Source organism: Bacillus sp. HMSC036E02 (genome assembly GCF_001836235.1).
Classification (GTDB): Bacteria; Bacillota; Bacilli; order Bacillales; family Bacillaceae_G; genus Bacillus_A; species Bacillus_A cereus.
In genome coordinates this window covers 16,395-39,514 of record NZ_KV827807.1, presented here as the reverse complement: position 1 = coordinate 39,514, position 23,120 = coordinate 16,395, and the positions used below count along the sequence as shown (strand labels likewise).

The following is a 23,120-nucleotide window of genomic DNA, read 5'->3' as shown; positions in this document are numbered from 1 at the left end:
TTATTTTTCCTAAAAAACCTAAAAACGCATATAAATCTCCTCTCTCCCTTTACATGCGTTTTTATAGCGAATACGACTTATTCATTAACGACTAAATTTAAGCCCCCATATAACCAAATCTGAAGGGTCGTTTTTTAGTTGAACGGATTTTTTTCATGTTTTCTTTAAACAAATGAAAAAAGAGCCGGATTTTCATCACAGCTCATGTATTAATTGGTTCTGTATGTGTACATGTCGGATATTGTGAACAGCCAAAAAACTTATTTCCTGTTTTATTTGATTTACGAACGACTAAATCATGTTTACATGTTGGACATTTCCGTGCTGCAGGTGTTACCCCTTGATACACATCTTCAGCCGAATATTCGGGATTGATTTTATTAATCAATTTCTGAAGTTCTACACGATCTATTAGTTTTACATTGCAAGCTTCCGCTAATTCTTTCGCCTGTCTTGTATACACACTGTTCGTTACAACCCAGCCCTCATTTGCTTTGTAATAGGCTTGTGCTGCATATATCTCTTGTACGGCACTAATGCCAACTCTATTTTTCATCCCGTAGCGTTTTGCCTGGATTACTATACGTTTTTTTCCCTTCAATACCAGATCCGCTCCGAAATCATTTGACTGTTTTGTAACTGTTGGGGAATAACCCAACTCTCGAAAGAGAGCTTTTAGGTATACTTCGAATTGATGTCCGTCCATTTTGTCTATATAACGAATACCAGACTTAGCCATTCGCTTTAATATTCTTCGCTCCTGGATCTTCCTGTACATGAATTTACAAATACGGAAAAGAACATAAAGGATAAAACCATACATCAAAATTTGTAATATGTTTGGCATTTCTGGTAGATTAGACACTTCGCTCCACCTCTTTAATTGGTTTCATTTTCTTTGGTTGGGCTGTTTCTTTTGCCTGTTGCTCACTCACTTGTTTCTTTCGGACATCGTTCCAATCCTTTTCATTCGTCGGAATATCCTCTTTAAGATCTACAAAGCATTTCATTGTCTGAATGAAGTCTTTCCCAGCCTTATCATTATCAACTGCCATAATGACCTCTTTAATATCGTGCCCTTCTTTTTTCGCATCCATTAATGATTGAATCACTGTTTTTGACTTCAATCCATGCATAGAAACCAGGCGAGCGTTTTGTATCTTATTTTTCTTGATACTCCAATGAGATAACATATCAATCGGATCTTCATAAAAATAAATCTTATCCGGTTTACCTACATCAACCGTAAAACCGGCATTGATTTTTTCATAATTCGGGACAATTTGCTTAAAGCTTCCTCTTTTATTCTCCATTTTTACTGTACCTTGACGGTTCATACCAATGACTGACCCTTTGCCTCCTTCTTCTCTCCATTTAAACACCACATTATTTTTCTTATCCTGGGCGATGAGATCTTTTTTAATCAGCCAGTTCACTAAACGAGGATCAATTTTTCTTTCATCAATTAAGTATTGCTTGATTTCTGTTTGTTTCGGCACCTCTAAGTGTGTTGGATAACGAAAAGGCTGCTGCTCTTTTTTGCGCTCCTCTTCAGCTTTTGAACGATCAAACTCTTTGTAGTCCCCTTTCTGAATGTCCATCACAGCTTGTGGGAATGTCATGTCATAGTACATCATCGCAAAGCTAATCGCTCCATATCCTTTTTCCCCTCGACTATTCCAAGCGTACTGATTCCCTTTGATGATGAGACTGTCATGCTCCGTATGACGGTAATAGTTTCCTTCTTTTTTAAACGTTTCTCCTTTTGCTTCCAGATATGAAATCAAGTCTACTTTTCTTGCTTTCATCGCATCCTCCGTACTGACACGTGCCATTACGGAATCCCCCCCTTTACTCTATAAAATGAAATAAAAAAGAGGACTATTCCGTTTCCTAGTCCTCTTTTGCTACTTATAGTTGATATATTCAATTTTTAATTGCTGTCTTTATAAAAAAATCCTTACTAACAAGACGCTTAATCACCACATTTTTGAATAAGGATATATTTTTTATTTCTTACTATATAATTATCTTCGGCTTGAAATTTAACTTTTCATAGGGTTTTACTATATAGGGAAATGAATTGTTCTATTTAATATCTGTGATTCCCAACCATTGTCTCTATAAAATCATTAATAAAGTTTTTTTGATTTAATTTTAATCCAATGCGAACCCCTGTAGCTTCTGCACCTGGACGGAAATCAGCAATCGTTTGTCCTCTGAAAGATTTTAAATCAACTTCTACTTTACGATACATATATTGAACAAAACTAGGATTAGCTATTGCACTCATTGCAACTACATCATGTAAAGGAGCCCCTTTAATACTTTTATTCAATTTTTTATAGGCACTGTAATAATAATCATAGATTGGTTTTATTAATGATTTGAATGGACTATTTGTATGTTCCACAATATAATTCACTTCGTTCGGGAGCAATACAGCCGAATTTGTTACATTTAAAGGAATCATCGTTAAATTTTTCGACTGATTAATTACAAACTGTGTAGAAACAGGATCACCATACGCATTGGCTTCCGCTACAGTTGTAACATTTCCTGGTTGTAGGAACACTCCGGACATGATATATATTTCCTTTATACTTTGCATTAGTTCTTTCCAAATATTTAATACCATTGCAAGCGAAGTAGATCTTCCTACATCAATAATTGTTAACTCTCCCTTGTACCTTTCAATAATTTTAGGGATTAAGCTAAAATCATGAACAGGAGTAGTTGTTACACTTTCAGGAGGCCGAATAGGACCAAGTCCTTCTGCACCATGAATTTCTGGATAATAAGTAGTAAGTCCATTGAAAAATGGTAAAGTTGCACCACTTATAACAGGGATATCTTGTCTTCCAGCCAATTGCAAAAGATACAAGGCGTTTCGAGTTGTTTGTTCTTTGGTAACATTGCCATAACTCGTAACAATTCCAACAATTTCAATCTTAGGATTTAGTAGACCATATATGATAGCTAAAGAATCATCAATACCTGGATCGCCAAATAACAATACTTTCTTCAAGATATATCTCCTTTCTTACAAAAACTAATTTTATAAGACAAGCCTTATACCATTTATATGTAAGAAATTAGTGTATTTATGACGCATGTTTTGAGATACTCTCCCTATAAGTAATTTTCTACTTAGCCTCACATAATATGAATGATAATAGGTTTGTTATGTGTGCTTTTGCGTTATTTTTCCTATATAGTAAAGAACTTTTTTATTTTGTTACACTTATAGTTGATACATTTCATTTTTATTTGCCGAATAAGAATTTTAATCGCTTCTCCTGTACGCTGTAGGATAAACGAGCGTCAAATTTTTTCCCGTTTTTGTTTGATATAAACCCTTTGATCTGATCCGTTACATTCTTCTCTAATAACTTTTTCACATGGTTACTACTTAAATTTTTACCAGAGAATGTACCAAAAATAATGAAGTCACAGTCTTTTTTGTATTTCTCACATAAGTAGTTACTTTTCCCTACAAGAACCCTACTCTTACACAATGGACATTTACCAATGGTACGATCTTCTGTCGTTGGAAAGCGGAATTTCAAACTTCCGTCCGCTTCCATATAGATAGCTGCTGTAAATTCTCCCTTTTCTCCTTGAAAGCCATTTATAAAATCCGTTGTTTTATACTGAAGTAGCTTTTTCATCTGATTACCAGGAATTGCTTTCCCTTTCATTTTGGCTGGTAACATAAAATCACATCCGTTTTTATGCTCCGTGCATCCATAAAAAGTTTTAAGATGAAGCATATCCCCTTTTTTACATTTTGGACATTTACCAAATGACAGCTCCTCTTGTGTTGGGAACTGAAATTTAACTTTCCCTTCATGTAACACTAAATAAGCTGCAAACTCCTTCTCATTGGACTTAAATCCATTTAAAAGATCTGTTTTCTTATCCTCGAACAGCTTTTTCGCTTGCGCTTCCGGAATCGCTTTTTCTTTAATTTTTTTCGGTAAGGAGATTTCACATTCCGGATAATTACTGCACCCATAGAAACTACCTTTATGAAGGATTTTTCCTTTTCTACAAGGGCATTTACACACTTCAATTTTTTGATTCCAAGTATTAATAATGCTATCCGACACCTTATCATTCATTGCGCCTAATTGTTCCACCGTATCTTTTACAAACGTATTTGTTTTTTCCACAAATTCTTCATAATTCATTTCATTTTTTTCAATCATGTAAATCATCCCTTCCATTTCAGCCGTATAAGCTGGATTTTTAATTGCATCTACCGGAAAAGCATCTATAAAAGCACGACCAATAGGTGTCGTTCGAATTTGATTATTGGTGACATCAATATAGCTACGATCTAACAGTTTCGGAATAAATGTTTCTTCTGTTGCGACTGTCCCAATCCGTTTTCCTTTCATAAGTTCTTTCAAATGTTCATCATCTAATTTACGCCCTGCCGTCTCCATAAAGGTTAAAATGGAACTTTCCGTATGAAAGGCTGGTTTCTTCGTTCGAGACTCAATCAAGTCATACTGAACGATTCTGAAAGAATCTCCTTCTTGTAAAATAGGTATCTGGAATGCTTCAACTGATCCCTCTTCTATATCCTCTTGAAACACACTTAGGAACCCTTTCTCTTGTAAGATCTTTTCTTTTGTACTGTATGTGTTGCCCTCTTGATCTATAAAATGTACTTCTCTTACCAAGTAGATTGCTGGTTTCATAAAATTTCCGATAAATCGTTTTACAATTAAGTCATATAACTGTTTTTCTAATGGTTCTCGGTTGGTCCCGACATATAATTTTGTTGTTGGGATGATGGCAAAGTGACTACTGACTAATTCATCATTAAAAGTAGAATGTTTTTTCGTAATAGAAGATGGAGATACTTGTTGTACAAGATATGCATAGGCGCTTTTTTCTAATGCTGTCATTACTTCTTTCACTCGTTCTACTTGCTCAGTGGGTAAATGCCTGGATGAAGAACGAGGATATGTGATAAAGCCTTCTTCATACAAACTCTGAATATGCTTTTTTGCTGTTTCCGCATTTATCTTCAGTTTGGCGTGAGCATCTTTGTAGATATCCGTTAAGTTATATAATAATTTTGGTTTCTTTTTTCTATTGCTTTCTTTAAATTCCGTTACAATTACATTCGTTTCTTTCAAGCTATCTCCAAGCTTTTGTAGTGGCGATGGATCTATCAGTTTATCTTCTGTTTTCATTACTGGTGATAAACCGTTTTCCGTTAGTAGCTTTAAATTGTAATAGGTTTGTTCTTTATAATTTTGAATAGCGATTTCCCTTTCACGGATTTCATTCAAGATACACATTTGAACACGACCAGAAGCCAATAAGAATTGGTTTCTTGCTAGTTTGGATGTACAGCCTCTTGTAACATTAATCCCTAGAATATAATCCAGGTATTGCCTTGCTTTAGCCGATTGTGCAAGCCCATCATAGTCTGTTCCTGATTCTAATCGGTTTAATGCTCCTTCTAATTCTGCGGCTTCATAAGAAGAGATAAAAAGACGGGATTCTCGCTTGTTCACACCTGCATATTCATATAATTCACGATAGATAAGCTCACCCTCTCTATCTGCATCACAAGAGTTGACTACATGATCCACATCGGGACGATTTAACAACTTAACTAATATTTGAATTTGTTCTAGACTATCCGATTTCTCTTTATATTCCGGCTCTAAAATAATGGGTAAGTGATCAAATTTAAATTCTTTTTGTGAATATAAAACCGCTGTTTTTCCTTTTTATTTGCGGTGGGAAAAATAGGAGGTTTTTTCAGTGTTGTTGCGAAACTTTTTGCTTAGTCGAGCAAAAGCGGAACTAAGTCCCCACATTCATCACTTATCTAAAACTCCTGGATCTATCAATCAAGAAATCAAGAAAATAACTTCTTATATTGATAGTATTGTTCTAGAGTGTGAAGGTGCTACCACAAAAGATTATCTTACCAAAAGGAAATACGAAGCTTTAGAGACTGTTTTATCTTATTTAGTACAAGAAGGCTATAGTCAAGTTAGACAAGAACACATCAGCAAAAAATCTGGAATTTCAAAACCTATTATTAATTACATTTTTAATTGGCTGCAAGATTTAGGAGTATGCCAACAAATAAAGGTAAGACGGCATGGAAAGATCGCTCCCTCTGTTTACATCTTAGCAATACATAATAACTATTTAAAAATTGTTGAATATTTCAAGATAAAATGGGCTGTAGCAATTGATGTTTGTGCTACTTTTACTAGATTTTTAAAGAACAAAATTAGTAAAAAGTCTGATGTAACAGATCTTGAATTTATGCAAAAAAACAATTTTAAAACTTCACCTTCCTTAGAGTTTATCGGCATTGAAGAGCAATCAAAAACTGCTGTCAATCATGAGAAACAAGGAAAAAATAATAGATTACAAGAATTAAATGATTATTTGAGTGAAGATCAGAAAAGAGCGTATTACTACATTTTGAGTCAAGAGCTAACATACCTATCTGAAAATGATGCGTATACAATTGCTTTAAGATTGCCACCGGATATTGATCGCTACACAAGATGGGATTTTGAAGAATGTGTGCAATGGTTCCAGTTTAATAAAGCTGAAAACAGTAATCCTGCACATTTCATAAAAATGTTTAATCAAAAATCTAAACAGAAGCAAGAACATAGAAAACGTAATGCACAAAATACAAGCTCACTCTCAGATACAACTAATAGTCATACATTTGTTTTCTATAATTTTCTAGAAGAACACGATTAAAATCAAAAAAATCCAATTACAAATAGCCTTGCTGAAAAAAAACATATACAGCAAGGCTATTTGTAATGTCTTCCTATAATTCTTTATAACCTTGTTGGTCTTCAATTAAACAACTCATAAATCATATATATTTTCTATGTACTATAGTTTTTTCTTTTTAATTCAACTATAAAATTTAAACCTTATGAATACAGTATATTCAATTATTATTTACTAAACTATTTACTTAGAAATTTACTAAGTAAAAATCTCCAATACCTTGATACAATAACCATTATGGCCCAAATATTAATTCTAATGTTTTTATTTATTTTAATTTCTAAAACAAGATTTATTAAATATAGTACTTTGCATCTATTTGTAACTTTTTAGGGAGGCTTAGCATATTTTCTAAAAGATTCCCTAACTTTTTATATAATTTGGCATAATTCATATTTTAAACAATCAATTAAAATATGATTCTATTGGTTATATAACTACACTGGTCTTTTGTTATTCATCAAAATTGTTCAATAATATTGAATTAACTTTTTCTAAATTACCTATGTTCTTTAAAATCTTCGTACTCATTGATTTCACTCTTTAAAAGGTATAATAACTTATTTCACGAATTGTCTTAACAACTGATTTCATTATACAAGCGTCTTCGTCCCCCTCTTCAACTATAGTACAATCTACATTTTGTTCTAGCATCTGTTCTATTACTTTTAACGACTCTTGAAATCCTTCACCCTAATTACTAGTAAAATTAATAAACGTCTAGATTTATTGCCCCCCTTTTCATCTTCCTATACACATCTACATTTCATATCAAATTTATAATGTATATTATTCAGAAATCTGGTCCATACTAATACAAATGAAACCTCAAATTAAGTTTTTTTAGCTATGATTATTTAATATTTAATTAATATATTTCATCTCCCAATATCCTCATTACTTTTTACTTATAAAAATAACCCTGTTCGAGATTCAAAACCCAACAAATAATATCAGCATCTTTTAAAAATTCAAACAATACCTATACATGCTTTCATACAACAATAAAACGCTACTTTAACGCATAGCGTTCACATATAAATAAAGCTTTTTAGGCATATGTACTATAAAAACCGTACTTAATTGCTAATTCTATTAATGAAAGCTTTGATTCTATTGCAAATATCTAGTAAAATTCTTATATCAGCAACAAACTTCTAATATTAATAGTTAGTTTTAAAATAGTTTCCTATGTACATTAATGTTGTATAAATACTTGTTCACTTCCAACAATGAACGCTATTAGAACGAATAGCGTTCATTATTGAAAAAATATTAACGCTAGATGTATAGACTGACTTAATATATAAGTATGTATACAAACAAACTGATATGAGTACAAATGATTAGATGGCTGCCTATAAAAATTTCTACTCTTAAAGGAAAGATCTTTTCAAGAACGAATCAATATCTAACATACAAATAATGGAGGTGTGAAGTTTGGAATATGGATATTTTGCACAAGAAGTAGCAAAACAACTAGATATAAACACCAATACACTTCGCAGATGGTCAATTGAACTAGAAAAAATGGAATATATATTTGAAAGAAATGAGCGTAATCAACGAATTTACTATGAGAATGATATAGATATCTTAAAGCAAATGAAAGAATACTTAAATCAAAACTGGAAACTAGAAGAAGCTGCAACAAGAAGTATGGAAAGCATGGAAAATACTGAAGAGAACGCTCAGAAAACGGATAGCGTTCATGAGGAAAATGAAGTTCAAGTAACGCTCAGAAAACGTTCAGAAACTGATATTTTGATGATTCAAGAAAAATTTTCTCACATGCTTGAGCAACAAGATAAAATTGTACAACAAAACCAAGATATCATTAAATTGTTATTACAGGAACGCTCAGAAAAAGAAGACAAAGATCTACAGATTCAGTTATTACAAGAAAAACTGGATAAAGCAATTGAACTATTAAATGAAGATCGCCAAGAACAGCAAGAACAGCAAGATAACACCAAAAAAACGTTCATTCAACGTTTATTTAATTTAAATTAAATCAGATATACGTTTTTTATCAAATATATCTAATTGAGCAAAAAAAGCGGTAGCTACCGTTTTTTTTTTGCTCATCCTTACAACACGAATATGTAGTTTTGTAAAAAAAAATTCTATGATACGTTTTTTCTTGTTAAATTTCGAAGAGTGTAGTTTTTTACAACTTGTGTTACTAATCCTAACTAGAATAAATAGCCTGTGATACATGATGCTATTATAAGGGTTGATTAATTACATAAACTTTCTACTAAAATCATCAAAAAGCATCATGTCATTGGTAAAGAATACTTATAATTCAGTGGTATGCTCAAAAATAGAAAGCTTGTAAAAGCGATTAGTGACATGTCTTGGTCACAATTTCAAACAATGTTGAAATATAAAGTAAAGTGGTGTAGTGAACAATTAGTTGTAATATCTAAAACATTTGCTTCTAGTCAATTATGTTCCAATTGCAACTATAAAAACATAGATGCTAAAAATCTAAACATTCGTGAGTAGGATTATCCTTATTGTGGCACACGTCATGATAGAGATCGTAACACAGCGCTCAATCTTAGAAATGAAGCTAAACATAAGAACTATCGGGATAGCCTACTGAATTAGAAACCGTTTGGCTTCTGTACTTAGGTATCCATTACCTCAAGGATACTAGGTACTCAGTTGTCCAATATATTTTTCTTAACATATCTTATTGGACCTTTCTTATGGATTCAAAAAACTCTTTATATCGCTAATAAAAACATGTTAATCCTATTTCCTAAAATTAGTTAAGTGTTTACTTTGTCAATTTTTAGGTAAAATTGACAAATCCTCTAATTTCTTAACCACATAATAAACCTGTATAGGAAACTCCATGTTTTTTCTAGTCTTCTTTAATTCATTTTGCCAGACTAAATTTTTTCATATAAATTTCATCAATCACAGCATTCATTATTATTAAATCCTATGCGTTATAAACGCTATTATTAAAGGCCATATCTTTTACTTCTAAAGTTACATTATGTCGTCCTTAAAGGAAAACTACTATATTTATGCACTGAATCTCTAATGAACGCATAGCGTTCATTATTTACAAAACGTTAAATTAACGTTTTGTAAGCGCTCATAGCGTTTTTTTATTGTATTAAAATACTTGCCATCTAATATCCTTACAGATCGTTTCAAGTTCAAAACACTAAACAAAGAAAATTTTCCATTCTTTAATTTGTTAGGCCGCTATCACATAGCTCCTAGGCCTTTTAGACGATTCTTATCGCTCTTATAATTTAAAACTTTGCTAATAAGATATGTACCACAGGAAGAACACGCCAATTAATGTCTATATTTCCGTAATCATACTTCGAACATAGTCTACTAACATCAACTATTTTTAATTTAGCAACTACTTTATGACATATATCGCATAGTCAAGGTCGTTATTATAACGTTCATTAATTAGTACAACATAGAAACATCCAGCTTTATTATGGACTATTAATTGATACACCCTATCAGATTTTATATATTGCTTTAGCATATATTGTATCCTTTAAACAACTCAGGATATTGATATTAAAGAGATAAACGCAAAAAAAACGGGTAGTGTTCACATAAAAAACACTCAATAACACTTAAGTTAAAAAGATTTTAGCATAATCACAACTACTTATCCCTTTGTCCTGCCTTATGGATTCCAAAGATACTTCATATATCTCCAGCCTACTTTAATAAATTTATCAGATTGTATTTGTTATATTAAGCTTAACATTAACTTAGGATACATCTTAAGATTTGTAATGATAAAAAAGCACCATACCATCGCAGCGTTCATTATTACTAATTTATACGCGTTATCAACACTGTTAAATAAGACATATCTATCCTAAAGCCATATTATACGTTTAGATATAAATATATCTAAACGTATAATATTAATGTGCCGAATTCCTTGTGAACGCTATGCGTTCACGTTTTACGAATCGTTAAATTAACGTTTCGTAAGCGTTCATTTTTTTATTCCTACAGTATTAAACATCTTGCGCCTCAAACAGCCTGTAAGGATGTTTGGAGATGCAAGATTATTAAATAAAAAGACACTCCATTTCTTATTTGTTAGGTGGCTATTCTCGTAATTCATATACTTTATAAATAAAATACTTCCTTCTTATGATTTAAACTTGTGTTAATACCTTTATCATAATGTGTGTTATAAGAATGAAACTCTCATGAACATCTATAACACAGCTAAAATTAGTGGATTTCTTGAAATACGCCCTTGGAAGATTATGCTTTGCTTCTTGCAAGTTGATCCCTGTTTAAAGAATTTAATACGATATATTTTTACTTCATTTAGTTGAAATTGTTTTTATAATATTTAGTATTAATTATAAAATATATTATAAGAATTAAATAATATATAGAATACTAATTTATGTATAGATATATTTTATTTTTATCATTCAAATGGAACAAAACATCATATGAATCCTTATTTTATTTATTCATACATCTGTTAGGTGTAACACTCTTTAAATAACTCCTAACGTTGTAGTTAAGGGATTAGTCGGTAAAATAACGGATAGCGTTCACGTGAAAATAAACACTAAAATAACACTTTGATAACGTTTAGATTCTCCAAGAATCCCGATACCTTAAAATATTCACTTAACCTTTATAGATTATAGTTAGGATTAATAATTTAAATTTATAACATCTTCGATTTGGTAACATCATTTAAAAGCATAGTTGCTTAAAAGTAGCACTCTCAAAATTATTGCATAAATTTTATCAATCTCTGACAAAGAACTATTTCCTCAAAAATGTGAACGTGGTAGGTGTATGCCAATTGACGTAAGCCAAAATGCTTGGCTTGTTATCATATAATTGTAGATATTGCTTTTTATGAATTCTTAAGATAGGATGTTGGTTGCAGAAAACTCATTGCAATTGTAAACTATCGTCCCATGCTTGACGAAATTATGAAAAACAGGATAAAACAGTAATCTCATATATTAAATAGATCGCAATATTGTTAAGAGGTCACAGTTTCACATAAATAGTATTCTCATATTAAATACATCCTATACAAAAAATTGTTAGTAGTGTTAAAAATATTTTCTGAGGGTTTCATGACCGTTTTTATAACGTTCATGAAACCCTCAATGTGTGATAGTAACTTTCGTTACACTCATAAATCCCATTATAAAATTTTTCTATTTTTTTATAATTATATTGTAAAGCTAGAAATGAATTGATTTATTTTTTTAGTTAATCCTTGATTAATATATCTATTATAGAATATGCCATAATAATGAAAAATTCATTCGTAAAACCTCTAAAATAAATGCCTAAAGCATGCGATTAGATATAACTATAACTTTCTCCTCATTACATTTTGCCTTCGACTCCAACGTTATTGAAATTACATCTAAGATACATCAAAAAATTATTGCCTTCTTTAGACTACATATGCCAGTTCAAAGTATCATTCGTTCTTCTGAAAAGAATACGTTTTGTTTTTATTAGCTAGTTTCTACTGTTGGAACAAATTTAGCTTTTTTATAAATAAAAAGACTTCTTTAATTCCTAATCCCACATCATTCTCAACAGAAGTACCAATTTTCATTAATTCTTTTATGTATCATCTAACAGTCGTACTAATTTATAGGCTTTACAAACAGCGTTCCACTATAGATTATAGATATTTTTGTTTGATCATCTATTATAACCATATTTCCGTTCGTTTGTTTCTTTTGTAGAATTTTATTTTGTTTGGACTAGAGTAATTCATTTCAAAAAACATATGCTTATATCCATCGTACTTCTCTCCGGACTAAGATTTCTATCTTGAATCTCCTTATATAAAAAAGAAGATTCTTTTAAATTACACTCATATTATCTCTTTACCGAAGCTTCTGCTCTATCCATCAAAAACATCGAATTAATTAATATGTAAATATGCAACTAAAAATTGATTCAAGTAGGCCCCATTACAAAATAACAACGCCTAAATAACACTTCTAAAACGTTCATATAATAAAACTATTGTATTTAATGTAACTTAAGAAACTTAAATATATAATTTTGGTTAAAAAATTTGATGTCTTACCACAAAAATTTAGAGTTAATTTCAAAAATAAAACAAGAGCACTGAAGGTTATTCATTATCTATTTAAATATCTTACTTTTAAACTTTAAGCCAGCATTCCTGTGATCCTCTGTGAACGCTATGCGTTCACGGAGGATCACTTACTACATTCCTACTATAAACAGTAAAAGTATGTAAACCGATTAACACCCTAGATATATATCCAATCCCAAATCATATTATATTAGTTGCTTCAGAAAGTAGTTTTATTTTTCAAAGTATGTTACCAATGAACCTCCTAAAAAACACCTTTTCAACATAGCTTTATATTGCCACTATGATTTAAGTATGTATGTAGAGACTACTTTAATATCTATGTGATTTTTTATATAGAAATACTTCAATTGAAATTCTTTACAGCCTATATAAACTACTTTTTTATTATTGAGCTCGAAAAATAAATTTATAGGTTTTATCATTACGTAAACCATTTTCTCTTTAAAACCACCTTTAAATGTTGCTATTACAATGTTTAACGCTTTAAAAACGCCTAGTGTTCATCTGCTAAGTTCGCCAGATAAACACCATAATAACGTTTGTTTAGCAAATATATATGAATCTGTAATTAATCCTGTTCAATTTTTATATTCAAATCAAATTTCATAGATTCTCTATTCTTTTAAAGGAGTGCTGCAGATACAAATAGAACATATACAACAAAATACATATTGTAACTTGATATGTAGAGGGTTAATTTGCATACTACTTTTTTAGTCTTTTAGTTATAGTTATCATCAAAATAGCCAAAAACAAACTTATATAGTAAAGATCTCAGTTTAAAACCGTCTTTCAATGCGTTACTACACCAAAAAACATCTAATCTTCCAATCTTATTTCTTTTATCAGCTATTGGTTTATAAAAAGCATTGAAATCATTGATATAGAGGGGTTTAACGCATTAATAACGCCTAGCGTTCACATAATATCAAACACTGAAATAACACCTTTATAACGTTTATTCGGCTAACCATTTTAACTATTCAAGTATGTATAAGTCATATTCGTAATTAATCTTATTTGCTTTCTAATTTTCTTCCTCCTGATTAAAATGTATACCTCATTCCACTAGATATCCCTTGGATTCCCAAAATATATCATCAATAGTCTATCCGTAAACCATAGAAACAACATGATATTTTAAAAGGCATCTTCGACAAACGTATTCCTCCCACCAATAACGCCTTTTATATTTTATAGATATCCAAAAGATATCTAATACATATCTAAAAAATACAAAAGATCAGAAATCTCCCGAAACAACCCAACACATCTCGATTTATTATCTATTTTATATTTATTTTATATCTATTTTATATTTTAAGTATATTTTTTATTCATAAACCTTATAAAACCCTTGTTGTTAAAGGTTTTATAGGTTATAATATATTTATTAGATATAAATTAGAAATAAATTTCATAGAGGTGATGTATAATGGCAAGTTTAAAAGGCAAAACTCTTCATATAGACATAGAAGGTGATATTGGGAACGATTCATTTAAAGGTTACATCAATGGTGAATACATAAAAATGAAAAATGTATATCAAAGTGTTTACTCAATGCCTAATGTTACAGAGACAAACATCCAAAAAAACGTAGTTAATTTAGTAGATAATATGTTCGTGAATATTGCTAGTAAATCAATTCGAAGATCCGGAATGTATTTCATTGGTAATCGAGCGATGTTAACAGGGAAAAATCCTAAAAACATGAACATTAAAGTCGGTCAAAAATACAATGATGATTTGCCTCTAATTAATATGCTAGGATTAATTGCAAACAAATCAGTTCAACTTGAATGGGAACGCACAGAAGAACTACCACAATCAATCAATGTGACTGTCGACCTTATTTCAGCTATCCCAGCAAGCCAATGGACACCCGTAAACGCTAAACATTTAGAACAGCGTTTTACTAATTCAAATCATGTTGTAGTGGTTTATGTAGGAGAAGAGCAGGTAACGGTTAGCTTAACATTTAATAGTGCAAACATTACACAAGAGGGTGTTCCTCCGTTATTTGCAATTCTTGAAGGGGAAGAGGAGATGTTTACTGATTTCACTAAACTATATGCAAAAAAACTTGAAATCAAAAAAATTGACGGCTCTTTCTTTAAAAACAAAAAGATTCTACATTCTGATATTGGGGATGGAACAACTGAGTATATCTATACAGTTGGCGTGAACCCCGTAATTGATGCTTGTAGCGGTGAAAGACGTGGTGTCGGTCATGCTACAGAAGAAGCTGTAAAATTATTAAATCAAGAACGTGGCACAAACATTAAACGCCAACAATTCTCTCAAATTCTTCAAGATATAGATCATAAATACCATGAAGAGGCAACAACCCACTTTAATATTACAAAAGTGGAACAAGCTGAACTAATCCTAGAAGATACAGATGAAAAATATGTAAACAATACAGCCAGTGAAGCTGAAGTTTTATGTGTGTATGGTGGGGGAAGTATTACTTTTAAAGATGAATTATATAATCAATTATTAGAGTATTGTGAGCGAGTTGGAATGTACTTATTGTGGATTCCAGAGAAATACGCTGTAGATATGAATGCTAAGGGGATGCAAATTATCAAGAAAATTCTTTCTCGAAAAAAGGTGAAATAGTATGTCCGACAAAAAAAGAGAATCCTTCTTCTGGAACCTCAAGAAGATTGAGAATGAAGAATTCTTTAAATGGTTCGAGTCACAAAGCAATATAGCCGATTCTTTGTATAAACTTGTTTGCTATTTTATTGATAAACACGGTTTACAAGACGTGGCTGATTATAAGATACAGCAACAAATGCAAAAAGAAATTTTACTTCAAGATAAAGACTTTTTAAATGATGTTAAGCGTATACTTTTAAATAATTCAAACCTTACTATTCAAAAAGAAAGCCAAGCAATTGAAGAAGAGGTAGCTGATTCAAATAGAATAATCTCATCTAATGAAAAGAATTCTACTTCTAAAGATACACATATAGAAAATGAATCAACAACTGAAAAAGCAGTACTAAAAGATGAATATGAAGATCTGGATACGGCCAATTTATTTGGTAGCTAGCGTTATTACTCCATGATAAAAAAGAGTCCCTATTTTAGGGACTCTTTTTTATCATGGAGTTAAGCTTTTTCTACATCTTATCGATAATAATTTGTCTTTTATACCACTGATTTAATTTATCTTTAGCCGTGCCTGAAAGGCGTTTTGTTTTCTTATTATAAAACCTAGAAAGGGTAGGTTGTGATATACCTATTTCTTTTGAAAGTTCTCGCATTGTAATATTTTTATTCACATGGAAGAATGATATTTTTTCTCTAATTGAATTTTCATAATCATCAACATCTAAAGTGTTATTTTCTATTTTCACTGGAGACTCTTCTTGTATGATCTCTACTGTTTTTTTCTTCGCTATTTTTTCTATTGAATTCATTAATTCTTTCGGCGGTAAAATTATTATACCTAACTGAGCATAATAGTTCTTAAACCAATTCTTCTTTGTTAACATTTCATCTTTTAAATCTTCACTGTACTCCCAATGTGATATTACCTTTTCCTTCTCTAAATCAATAAGAACATTTTCTAACTGTTCACGGATACGATTTGGCTTTTGATTTTGATTTATACCCATGACAGCCAGTAATCCCTTATCTCCTCCTATAGAGTAAGGCCTTTTTAAACTAGAAAACATTTGACGAATTCTCCATTGCCAAGTTAAATAACGAATCAATCTCTTATGATATTTATGTCTATAACTATTATATTCTAACGCTTTTTTTGATAATAGTGCCGTTGTACTACTAGAACCATATAAATAACTTGATAAGAAGCTCCCTGGCTTAATCCTGCAAGATTCTATCCCCATATATTCGTTAGTGTTAGTATCTCTCCAGAGTACCACAGAATCTAATACAAAAAGCCTCTTAATAACTTCTCGCTTTACTTCATAATGTTTACCTGCTTCAGCTCGATCATTTAATACAACTACCTCATTATCATCATTTAAATAGATAAAAATACTTGCTAAGGCAGCAATACGTTTGGCAACCTTTATTTTATCTTCTGCTCGATAATATTCTGTGTTATTAGCCTTTGCTTTAGGTATGCTACACATTTCTAATACCTGATTATATGAAAAATCTATGAATTCATCAGGAGACTTTGCCTCTTTTAACCACTGAATAGTAATTGCATCTAAACAGTCAGCAGTTAAATCATCCATATTACTCATTACACCATCAACCAATGTATTCCAACGAGCAGCTTCTTCAATATTTATTAATCTTAAATCTTCATCTTTATGTGAAGAAAGTTGTGCAACTCCACTACTATCTTTCGTTTCAATTGGATAAGATTTCAACTTTGTATTTTCATCTTCTTCAAATTGATTCTTTGCTATGCCATCTCTTAATTTATAATAAACCGCAGAATTATTCACTTCATAGTAATTCTCGTGCTCTAAACTTGTATTAGATTCCTTTGGTTCCTGCACGGTTTCATTGTTTGCTCTTGAAAACTCTTGCTCCACAAATAATCCTATCGCCACATCAATTTCAATTTGGTAAGCTTCTATGTTGGTGAATATTTCCAAAGAGGAGATTCCCTTTTTTTGTTGCTGTTCAAGCCACTGTACAAGCATTGAAAATGATGGGGAAAAATAGTCCGAAGTTACGATCCTACTAGTATCTTCTTTAACTTCTAAGTAATAAGCATTCCATTTATACCACAATTGTTCATTATGTTTATAGATAGGTGCTGATATTACTAATGCATCTTTAAACAATTGTAGAACATTATCCATATATATCCTTCTCCTTATTTAATTTACAATTGAGAATGATTTAAACTTAAATCTATATAGCCTTATGATGTTCCTATTCATGAAAATAAAAAAGAATACAGTAAGTTCTAGCCAACCATCCCTTAGTGATAATCTAGCACGTATGCTTATAACCACTTCTTTTACTGATTATACAAGACTGTATCCATTTGGAAAAGGCAAGACGTTATAAGAAACCTAATATTTTTCAAGGAATTAGCTGAAACATGAAATTTTTTTGCGATATCATGTCCCTTTTGATTAAACATGAAAAAGCTAGGTTATTCATGTTTTAAAATTGCCCTTGTATATATGGTAATACTCATTAAAGTTTACATACAAAGTGAAAATTTATAGCGGTATCATGTCCCTTTTGACTAAAACATGAAAAAATCCAGTCTTACATGTTTCATGAAATTAAACTATATATTTTTTTTCATAATCTTTTCTACCCTTGATACAAAAGGGTTTCTTCTATATTCAAGGTATGAAACAAGAAAATTTATAGCGGTATCATGTCCCTTTCGTGTTTAATAAATCTTCTTAAATCCCTTATATACCATGCATTTATACAACATCTCCTCAAATTTCAGGGAATTATAGAACATGAAAATTTATAGCGGTATCATGTCCCTTTCTATCTGAAAAGATGAATCAATCCTAGCGGTATCGCGTCCCTTTTATAGATAACAAATTTCATATAAATCCCTTTAACATCAATGTTTATTAACGATTTTCATGTGAATTGTAATAAATAGAAATATGAAAATTCACAGCCCTATCATGTCCCTTATGTTTTTATGAAAATAAGCTTCCAATCCCATTAGAACAACGTTTATTAGCAGTTTATAACTCATTTTCTTGTTTATTCGGAACATGAAAATCCATAGTGATATCATGTCCATAAAAAAAATAGAACAAAACCCGAAACCCCTTGATATGAAAGGGATTAACGTACATTTCATTTTTTCATGTTTGCTCTTAAAGGGACCCCTTTCATCGAATTTTGATTTGCTATAATTAAAATCGGTATATTTTATATTGTACGGATATGTATATTTTAATTTGTATAGGAGGTGAAAAAGATGAGCAAATCATTTGTTATTCGTAATCAACGTAGTCTGAATGGACAATCTACTAATGCGGTTATCGTTACATTAAAATCTTGGCAAGCACTTGTTGATGCATTGGAAGGAAAATACTATAGCTATAAAGATACATACCTTGAAGATATTATTAATCAAATGTCGTATGAAGAACGTATTGCGGATATCGATGGATTTGTTGCACAGGCAAAGCCATCTTTTTCACGTCATACTATTTCAAAGACAATGGGAAGAAAACATAAATTGTACGGTATTACAAATGCAGATCTTGAAGTATTCCTTTATCTACATAAAAAATGCTATACGAATGGTATTATTCCAAACGTAACAGTACATATGCTTTGGGAAGACTATAAACAATACAAAGAAGAATTGGCATGTATACAGCATTCTCAATTCTATATTGCATTAAGAAAATTAAGCCTACATAACATTATTACGATTGAAAATGAATTAGATAGTCGATACACAATTAAAATAACTCATTTTATGAATGAAGAAACAGAAAAAGCAAATCCTTATGTTTACATTAGTCCTGTAGTCTTTACAAAGGCTTTCTTTGAACTTTCAATAGCATCTAAGAAGCTATTCTTAGATATTGCTATGCAACAGCATAGAGAAACTACATTAAAACGTTCTTTAGACAAACAGGATGAAAGAGGTAATAAGACTCACTTTGGTGGGATGTACCGCTTTCTACATAAGAAGTATCCACATCAAATTCGTGCAGTTATGAAAGAACTAACGACTGTATTGCCTTGTACAGGAACTCCACTATTCAAAATCTGTAAACTACAAAAAGGGGTTCAAAACAAGAAAAAATACACGACTTTATTTTTATCTATTCATCCAGACTTCTTATGTGGAAAAGAATCAGGCGAACTACAGTATCGTGATCCTTTTACTCCAAAGGTTACATATGCCCGTAAAGCCCGATTTATTGAATCCACACTACAAGAAATGCATATTGGGGAATTTACACGAGACATGAATAAATTTATTCATGTACTTAAAAATACCTGTCATCGACAAATCCGTAGTGTAATACATAGTTTGCGTGACATGATTGATCGCACTGAAAAATATCCAAGTAAGTTAGTATATACACTGAAAAAATTACTGAATCAAACATCACAGTATCATATTCTTGATACCGCAGCTAAAGAAGGGATTTATCCTCTTATTACACAACACGTACCAGCAAAACAAAAAGAACAAGCTATATTTGATTTCGGATTGCATTTCTCTATATACTCTCGCCGAAGCATCAAGAAGCTGTTCCGTAAAACATTTGAGTTATTAAAGAACAAATTTGCCGTACCTGTTACAGAGGAATCTTACCATCGTAATTATCTAAGATATCAAGAAGAAACATTATTTAGAAAATACGCTTATGAACAAGGTGCAAATCTAAATGCTTATATGGCTTTAGAAATAGAAATGCGTGAACTTCTAAAAATAAAAGGACATAAGGAACGCTTTATTCCTAGCGATGTACGTGAATTGTTCATTGAAAAGATAGATAAATTACCAAAAGAAAAGCTAAGGGTAATTGAAGTACCTGGTAGCATAAATTTAATTACCTTTATACGTGCCTTGGAACAGCTGATACGTACTGGAATTCAAGTAACATCAACTGAACAGGTATTAAAAGTAATGGAAGAAATGTAATCATTTTCAGCTCTCTATATTTGAAAAAAAATCAAAGTAGAGGGCTATTCGTGTTGGCTCTATCATTCAAAGTCTTTCTATTAGATACATTTATATACTTTTCTAAAAGATTCTATTGAAAATAGAGTCTTTTTTTATGCACTTTTATACAATAAAAGTTATTCATCATTCTTAATTTCCACAATAGTAACTTGAAAAGGTATTCAATACCTATATAAATAGAGATTTTACTCTACATAAAATCATAAGAAAAATTAAATTTTTAGTGGATATGTTTATAAAAAGTATCATTTGTGAATAAAAATATCATACCATTGTTGCTATATAAGGGTTCTATAAGTAAATCTACTAAAATTCATCAATTTTTATGTGATTAAATATGAATAACTGAATTAAGTGGATTAAATTATGATCATTGTGTATAGATTGTGTACAAATAACTACAAATTGGGGAAAACTATCGAGAATATCTTCTTATTTACGGGTGAATAAATATACTTATCAGTGAATTATTTTTCTTCATTTTTTATGTAGGAATAGTGGTATTATTTTATGATTTTATGTAGAAAGGATGGTATAACAAAGTCTATTTTTACACTCCCATTACATACCATTTATGATTTTTTACAGTAGGGCATGTTAAAAACATTGTCATAGCAAGCTTTATTCTATATTTTATGAACCTATATAAGTTTTATCTTTATATTTTTAATATATATAAGATATATATTTATATAAGATTTTAAGAAAAGGGGGAATATTTCAGATAGGATGGGGACAAACAATATATTTTTAAATAAAAAACTATTTATATTATATATACTAATGTTTTTAAAATTTATTAATAAAAATTTTTAACTACTATACACATTAAATAATAATAACTAAATTACATATAAGTGTTAAATATCATTTTAGGTATAGTTACCACAACAAAGAAATTTACGTACTATAACAAATTAATAGTTCTTTACACGGAGATGAATTACTGTTGCTTTAGGAAATTAATAGTTATAAACTTATAGGCAAAGTCAAGATCCTAGCTATAAGTTTGTAAAAATAGAGTATAAATTTATTATACTTTATTAAATTTTTTATACATGAATAGGAGTGATATTTATGCAACTAAAAAATGTAACACCTATGGGATTAAATGATGATGTATTCAAAACAATTATTAATAAAACTGAAAATACATTTCCATCATTTTTTTTCATTAATCCGTCAGGTAATGTTGTCATACCAAAATATTTGAACAAGGATATATGTATGTATGCAGTTTTCGGTGAAACAATGGTTATAATTGATAATGAAATTGAGATATTAAGGCATCAACAAATATTGTATTTTAATGCTGAGGTGTACATTGAATTGAGAAATAATACAACTGAGAATGTAATTGTATATATTGATGGTGTAAATAAGTAATTATTGATTAGAATTATTATAAATATTTGTGAAATACTTCACAAAAAGTACACAATAAAAAATAGTCATTTCATGTATAGTAGGAGTAGTTGAAAATTTCATATTATTATTTGTGAAATACTTCACATGATTTGAGCTTTTACTTAATAGGCAAGATGAAAACAATAAGTTCCAACATTTTAAATCTATTTTTATAGTGATCTGGAGGCTTTAATATGACAAACAAGACAGATGAAAAAGAAGTACAAGCAATGGTCAACGTAGTAATTAAAGATGAAAATGATGTACAAGAAGTTGTTAATACTTTAGTTGAAAATGGAAAAGAAGCACTAAAAGCACTAGAATCTTATACGCAAGAGCAAGTAGATCATATTGTTCATGAAATGGCACTATCTGGATTAGACCAACATATGCCATTAGCAAAAATGGCGGTAGAGGAAACTGGTAGAGGTGTGTATGAGGATAAATGTACAAAAAATATATTTGCAACTGAATATATTTGGCATAGCATAAAAAAAGATAAGACTGTAGGAATTATTCATGAAGATCCACATGAAGAAGTCATTGAAATTGCCGAACCAGTAGGTGTAGTTGCTGGTGTGACACCAGTAACAAATCCCACTTCAACTACTATGTTTAAAGCAATTATTGCAATGAAAACAAGAAATCCAATTATTTTCGCTTTTCATCCATCTGCTCAGCGTTGCTCTGTTGCAGCGGCTAAAATTTTAAGAGATGCTGCAATTAAGGCAGGGGCACCAGAGAATTGCATTCAATGGATCGAAAAACCTTCTGTTGAGGCAACAAAAAGATTAATGAACCATGAGGGGGTTGCACTTGTTCTTGCAACCGGGGGTGCTGGAATGGTGAAATCAGCATATTCTACAGGGAAACCGGCCTTAGGAGTAGGACCTGGGAATGTACCTTGTTATTTAGAGAAATCAGCACATGTAAAACGAGCTGTAAATGATTTAATTTTATCAAAAACATTTGATAATGGTATGATTTGTGCTTCTGAACAAGCAATCATTGTAGATAAAGAAATCTATAATAGTGTAAAAAAAGAAATGCAAGACAACAATTGTTATTTTGTTACCGAAGAAGAGAGAATAAAATTAGAGAAGCTTGTTATTAATGAAAATACATGTGCAGTAAATAGTGAT

General features: G+C 30.7%; 11 protein-coding genes and 2 pseudogenes. 8 read left to right on the top strand and 5 right to left on the bottom strand.

The genetic code is table 11. The features are described 5' to 3' along the window. Positions 1-202: 202 nt before the first annotated feature. The 4 genes and pseudogenes from HMPREF2590_RS03600 to HMPREF2590_RS03585 all read right to left on the bottom strand — a co-directional run. Complete coding sequence (locus HMPREF2590_RS03600; RefSeq protein ID WP_050822681.1) at positions 203-865, bottom strand: restriction endonuclease; 663 nt, start codon at positions 863-865, stop codon at positions 203-205. Further along, the gene (locus tag HMPREF2590_RS03595; protein WP_050822679.1) at positions 858-1,835 is read right to left on the bottom strand and encodes a DUF3991 and TOPRIM domain-containing protein; all 978 of its coding nucleotides are present in this window, start codon (positions 1,833-1,835) and stop codon (positions 858-860) included. Before HMPREF2590_RS03595 ends, HMPREF2590_RS03600 begins: the two co-directional genes overlap by 8 nt. Positions 1,836-2,092: 257 nt before the next feature. Then, complete coding sequence (locus tag HMPREF2590_RS03590) at positions 2,093-3,028, bottom strand: nucleoside hydrolase (RefSeq protein WP_050822677.1); 936 nt, start codon at positions 3,026-3,028, stop codon at positions 2,093-2,095. 238 nt (positions 3,029-3,266) lie between these two features. Continuing rightward, positions 3,267-5,726 (bottom strand): annotated as a pseudogene (locus HMPREF2590_RS03585) (type IA DNA topoisomerase); the annotation flags it as partial. A 64-nt stretch (positions 5,727-5,790) separates the two neighbouring features. Here HMPREF2590_RS03585 and HMPREF2590_RS03580 point away from each other — a divergent pair. From HMPREF2590_RS03580 to HMPREF2590_RS03565, 5 genes and pseudogenes are all read left to right on the top strand, one after another. After that, a complete protein-coding gene (locus tag HMPREF2590_RS03580) occupies positions 5,791-6,759 on the top strand; it encodes a hypothetical protein (protein ID WP_050822675.1) in 969 nt (322 codons plus the stop codon). A gap of 1,479 nt (positions 6,760-8,238) precedes the next feature. Beyond that, a complete protein-coding gene (locus HMPREF2590_RS03575; protein ID WP_050822673.1) occupies positions 8,239-8,811 on the top strand; it encodes a MerR family transcriptional regulator in 573 nt (190 codons plus the stop codon). A 231-nt stretch (positions 8,812-9,042) separates the two neighbouring features. Next, positions 9,043-9,414: pseudogene (locus tag HMPREF2590_RS29840) on the top strand (RNA-guided endonuclease TnpB family protein); the annotation flags it as partial. Positions 9,415-14,369: 4,955 nt separating this feature from the next. Further along, complete coding sequence (locus HMPREF2590_RS03570) at positions 14,370-15,557, top strand: ParM/StbA family protein (protein ID WP_000157615.1); 1,188 nt, start codon at positions 14,370-14,372, stop codon at positions 15,555-15,557. A gap of 1 nt (position 15,558) precedes the next feature. Continuing rightward, complete coding sequence (locus tag HMPREF2590_RS03565; protein ID WP_001280892.1) at positions 15,559-15,996, top strand: hypothetical protein; 438 nt, start codon at positions 15,559-15,561, stop codon at positions 15,994-15,996. A 70-nt stretch (positions 15,997-16,066) separates the two neighbouring features. Here HMPREF2590_RS03565 and HMPREF2590_RS03560 read toward each other — a convergent pair whose 3' ends face one another. Next, a complete protein-coding gene (locus HMPREF2590_RS03560) occupies positions 16,067-17,734 on the bottom strand; it encodes a helix-turn-helix domain-containing protein (RefSeq protein ID WP_050822669.1) in 1,668 nt (555 codons plus the stop codon). A 1,103-nt stretch (positions 17,735-18,837) separates the two neighbouring features. Here HMPREF2590_RS03560 and HMPREF2590_RS03555 point away from each other — a divergent pair. The 3 genes from HMPREF2590_RS03555 to HMPREF2590_RS03545 all read left to right on the top strand — a co-directional run. Next, positions 18,838-20,529 (top strand): hypothetical protein, encoded by a 1,692-nt coding sequence (locus HMPREF2590_RS03555; protein ID WP_070861322.1) that lies wholly within the window; start codon positions 18,838-18,840, stop codon positions 20,527-20,529. A gap of 1,119 nt (positions 20,530-21,648) precedes the next feature. Next, positions 21,649-21,957, top strand: coding sequence for a hypothetical protein (locus tag HMPREF2590_RS03550; protein WP_001176239.1), 309 nt, complete (start codon positions 21,649-21,651; stop codon positions 21,955-21,957). 251 nt (positions 21,958-22,208) lie between these two features. Further along, the coding region (locus HMPREF2590_RS03545; protein ID WP_141763524.1) for an aldehyde dehydrogenase family protein at positions 22,209-23,120 on the top strand (912 nt) is incomplete at its 3' end.